Origin of the sequence: Pantoea sp. CTOTU50773 (genome assembly GCF_032082325.1) — a bacterium.
GTDB lineage: Bacteria > Pseudomonadota > Gammaproteobacteria > Enterobacterales > Enterobacteriaceae > Pantoea > Pantoea communis.
Window position 1 is genome coordinate 1 of the sequence record NZ_DAMDQC010000242.1, and the last position, 4,447, is coordinate 4,447.

Below are 4,447 nucleotides of genomic sequence, written 5' to 3' on the forward strand. Positions count from 1 at the left end.
ATGGTCAATATCGAGCAGCGATAGGGTTAGCAGCGCCCAAAACAGCAGGAGCGTGATGGCGAAATGTCCATCAGCAGGAAACAAGAAGACGAGGATGAGGCTGACCGATGAGCTGAAAAATTCGACCACGGGATAACGTGCACTGATTGCAGAGTGACAATCTCGACATTGACCTCGTAAAAGCAGCCAGCTGATTACGGGCAGCAAATCCCGCCAGCGCAGCGCCTGTTTGCATTTCGGGCAGTGTGAAGCGGGCCGCCACAAACTTATCTGCGCTTCCGAATGCAGCCATTGTCTGGGCAGTCGATAAACCACGACATTAATGAAGCTGCCAACGCTTGATCCCAACACCCACACGACTATCCATAACGTCCACTCCATGATTAACCTCGGCGATCCCTTTGCATGAGCCAGGAGACGCTACGCTCGAATGTTAAAGTTAGCGAGTTCGAACAGGGTATTACATAGTTTATCAGTGAGATTTCAGAGCAGATTCAACAATCCAACCGTAAAAACGTAGAGCATAAGGGGCAGGAACAGCAGTTAGAGAGAGGACTGCTGTTTGAACATTTGAATGGCTTCCTGAACGTTGCTGGTGGCCAGTGACATCACGCGGTCATTGTTGAGAAAAACGTCATAATGGCCTGCGTTGTAGCGAAACACATACATGTCACCGCGAAAACGCAAACCTTTGGTTTTCACCCCGATATGGTGGCGGCGCAGCGCTGCCTGAGCGAGTCTGTCGGCTCCTGTATTCATTGCGTATCCTCCTCCATTTATATGCCGTTTGATTTCCCAACATAGAGTAAGATTTGAATATTAATTTAACCTTAAGAACAGTATAGGTTGAATTTTTATCGTTATGTTTATTATTGATTTAAATAGAAACTTCCTATTCCTCGTTTCGTATGTCTTGCGGTGGTTAACCTATTTTGAATCTTTAATGAAAGATTGATGAATATTCTTTTTACAACGACATTACCAGCCAGATTCTTCTACCGATCATCAACATTTAAGAAATAACTCATCTTGTCTTACTGCCATTTAATGTTCCGTTAAGTTTTCCTCCGTATTTTGTTCTACGAGGCAATATGACAGGTGTGCTTAAGTTTTTTTGCGCCAGATTAAAGAATTAACAGTTCGTGCTACCGAATTGGTTCCGCTTAATCTACGTTTAAACAGCAAGTTACTGGATGTTGTTGAGAAACTTTATGATTGCACACTGCAACTGGCCCTATTGCAGGCAACTTTGGGTTTGAAACGGTAAGGTAAACTTATGACTTTTCTTCCATTCTCGCGTCCCTCATTAGGCGAGGAAGAGTTAGCAGCGGTAAAAGCGGTATTTGAATCTGGCTGGATCACTACTGGCCCTAAAAATGCGGAACTGGAACAAGCCTTTTGCCAGTTAACCGGCAATCAACATGCGATTGCTGTCAGTTCCGCCACGGCAGGCATGCACGTCACGCTTCTTGCGTTAAATATTCAACCCGGTGATGAGGTGATTACGCCCTCACTGACATGGGTGTCGACAATTAACATTATTACGTTACTCGGCGCCACGCCGGTAATGATTGATATTGATCGCGATACACTGATGGTCACACCTGAGCAAATTGAAGCAGCGATTACGCCTCGTACCCGTGCCATTATTCCAGTGCATTATGCCGGGGCACCTGCGGATATTGATGCGATTCGCGCAATCGGTGAGCGCCACGGCATTGCAGTCATAGAAGATGCTGCACATGCCGCAGGTTGTTACTACAAAGGTCAGCACGTTGGCCAGCAAGGTACGGCCATTTTCTCCTTCCATGCCATTAAGAATATGACTTGTGCCGAGGGCGGTTTGATCGTCACCGATGACGCTGAACTTGCCGATCGTATGCGCAGCCTGAAATTCCATGGCTTGGGTGTGGATGCCTATGACCGCCATACCCATGGGCGCAAACCGCAGGCTGAAGTGATCATGCCAGGTTTCAAATACAACTTGCCAGATATCAGCGCGGCGATTGCGCTGGTGCAGTTAAACAAATTGGCTGCCATTAATACGCGTCGTGCTGAGATTGCGCAGCGTTATCTGATCGAGCTGGCGGATACCCCTTTTTTACCGCTCGCTCAGCCTGAATGGTCTCATCAACATGCCTGGCATCTGTTTATCATCCGCGCCGATGAAGCCACCTGCGGTTTAAGCCGCGATGCACTAATGGAAACATTGAAAAAGCAGGATATTGGTACCGGATTGCATTTCCGTGCTGCGCATACCCACAAGTATTACCGCGAACGTTATCCGCAACTTTCCTTGCCCAACACGGAATGGAATAGCGACCGCATCTGCTCAATACCGCTGTTCCCTGATATGCGCGATGAAGATGTCAGCCGCGTAATCGGTGCATTACGTCATATCGCTGGAGTTTGATTGACATGCTCGAAGAAAAAGATATTCGTAAAGTTTCCGTGGTGATCCCGGTTTACAACGAAGAGGAGAGCCTGCCAGAGTTGGTGCGTCGCACCGATGCGGCATGTGCTGTGCTGAATCTCGATTATGAGATTTTGCTGGTGGATGACGGCAGTAGCGACCGCTCAGGTGAGATGATCGCCGATGCCGCTGACATGCCCGGAAGCCATGTGGTCGGCGTATTGCTGAACCGCAACTATGGACAACACTCGGCAATCATGGCCGGTTTTAGCCATGTATCAGGCGACCTGATTATCACACTGGATGCGGATTTGCAGAATCCACCCGAAGAGATTCCCAATCTGGTGCAAGCCGCTCAGCAGGGTTATGACGTGGTCGGTACTGTGCGTCAAAATCGTCAGGACAGTTGGTTCCGTCGCCGCGCTTCCCGCACCATCAACCAGCTGATTCAACGCGTCACCGGTAAAGCGATGGGTGACTATGGCTGCATGTTACGTGCTTATCGCCGTCACATTGTCGATGCCATGCTCAACTGTCACGAGCGCAGCACTTTTATTCCTATCCTGGCCAACACCTTTGCGCGCCGCACGATTGAGCTGCCTGTCGCCCACGCCGAGCGCGAATTTGGTGATTCGAAATACAGCTTTATGAAGCTGATCAATCTGATGTATGACCTGGTGACTTGCCTGACCACCACGCCACTGCGCCTGCTGAGTATTGTCGGCAGTCTGATTGCATTGGCCGGTTTCGCCTTCTCACTGGTACTGATCGTATTGCGCCTGTTCCTCGGTGCCGACTGGGCCGGAGACGGGGTGTTCATGCTGTTTGCGGTGCTGTTTATTTTTGTCGGCGCGCAATTTATCGGTATGGGCCTACTCGGCGAATACATCGGCCGAATTTACAACGACGTCCGCGCTCGTCCGCGCTACTTCATTCAACGTGTTATTAACTCGCAGAAAGATGTCTCCTCTGTACAGGAAATTGAGCAATGAAAACTATCGTCTTCGCCTACCACGATATGGGCTGTGCAGGTATTACTGCGCTGTTAAATGCGGGTTTCGAAATCAGCGCGATCTTCACCCATGCTGATTTTGCTAATGAGAACCACTTCTTTGGTTCTGTCGCCCGTTTGGCGGCAGAGCAGGGTATCGCGGTGTATGCGCCGGAAGATGCTAACCATCCTTTGTGGGTCGACCGCATTAAATCCATGGCACCGGATTACATTTTCTCCTTCTACTATCGCAATCTGCTCAATGACAGCATCCTCAGCAGCGCGCGCCTGGGCGCTTTCAACCTGCATGGTTCACTGCTGCCTAAATATCGTGGGCGCGCGCCACTTAACTGGGCGTTAGTGAATGGCGAGACTGAAACCGGCGTGACCCTGCATCGCATGGTAAAACGCGCGGATGCAGGCGATATCGTGGCACAGCAGCGTGTCGCCATTGATGAACAAGACAACGCCTTAACTCTGCATCGCAAACTGACAGCCTGTGCTACACAACTGCTGGAGCAGGCACTGCCAGCGATGAAACGTGGTGAAATTGCGGCAATTCCTCAGGATCACAGCCAGGCGACGGTGGTGGGACGTCGCACACCAGAAGACGGTCGCATTAAGTGGGAACAGTCGGCACAGTCAATCAACAACCTGGTGCGTGCGGTCACCGATCCATGGCCGGGCGCATTTGCCTTCGCCGGTACTGTGAAATTCGTGGTGTGGAAAGGGCGCGTACATGTTGATGCGCCAAAAGCCAAGCCAGGCACAGTGATTTCCGTTGAACCTTTCCTGATTGCCTGCGGAGAAGGTGCCCTGGAAGTAGTAACCGGACAAAGTGAAAATGGCGTCTACATGAACGGCAGCCAGCTGGCGCAGAGTCTGGGAATGGTGCCGGGCGCACTGTTGTACTCTCAGCCGGTTGCAGCCGTTAAACGTCGTACACGCGTGTTGATTCTGGGTGTGAACGGCTTCATCGGTAACCACTTGACCGAACGTTTGCTGCAGGATGACAACTTTGAAGTTTACGGTCTGGATATTGG

The 4,447-nt window shown here is 50.4% G+C and carries 5 protein-coding genes; 3 read left to right on the forward strand and 2 right to left on the reverse strand.

Features of this window, described 5'->3' with window-relative positions; all coding sequences use genetic code 11:
* Both RT340_RS22095 and RT340_RS22100 read right to left on the reverse strand, forming a co-directional pair.
* The coding region (locus tag RT340_RS22095) for a prepilin peptidase (protein WP_313377813.1) at nt 1-381 on the reverse strand (381 nt) is incomplete at its 3' end.
* 162 nt (nt 382-543) lie between these two features.
* The gene (locus RT340_RS22100; RefSeq protein WP_097117901.1) at nt 544-759 is read right to left on the reverse strand and encodes a hypothetical protein; all 216 of its coding nucleotides are present in this window, start codon (nt 757-759) and stop codon (nt 544-546) included.
* A 517-nt stretch (nt 760-1,276) separates the two neighbouring features.
* Between RT340_RS22100 and arnB the strand changes: the two genes are divergently transcribed.
* From arnB to RT340_RS22115, 3 genes are all read left to right on the forward strand, one after another.
* Nucleotides 1,277-2,413 (forward strand): UDP-4-amino-4-deoxy-L-arabinose aminotransferase, encoded by a 1,137-nt coding sequence (gene arnB, locus RT340_RS22105; RefSeq protein WP_160833836.1) that lies wholly within the window; start codon nt 1,277-1,279, stop codon nt 2,411-2,413.
* A 5-nt stretch (nt 2,414-2,418) separates the two neighbouring features.
* Entirely contained in the window at nt 2,419-3,405 is a 987-nt protein-coding gene (arnC, locus tag RT340_RS22110; protein ID WP_034829843.1) for an undecaprenyl-phosphate 4-deoxy-4-formamido-L-arabinose transferase, read from the forward strand.
* Nucleotides 3,402-4,447, forward strand: a 1,046-nt coding sequence (locus tag RT340_RS22115; protein ID WP_313377814.1) for a formyltransferase, incomplete at its 3' end; no start/stop codon positions are given. The genes arnC and RT340_RS22115, both read left to right, overlap by 4 nt.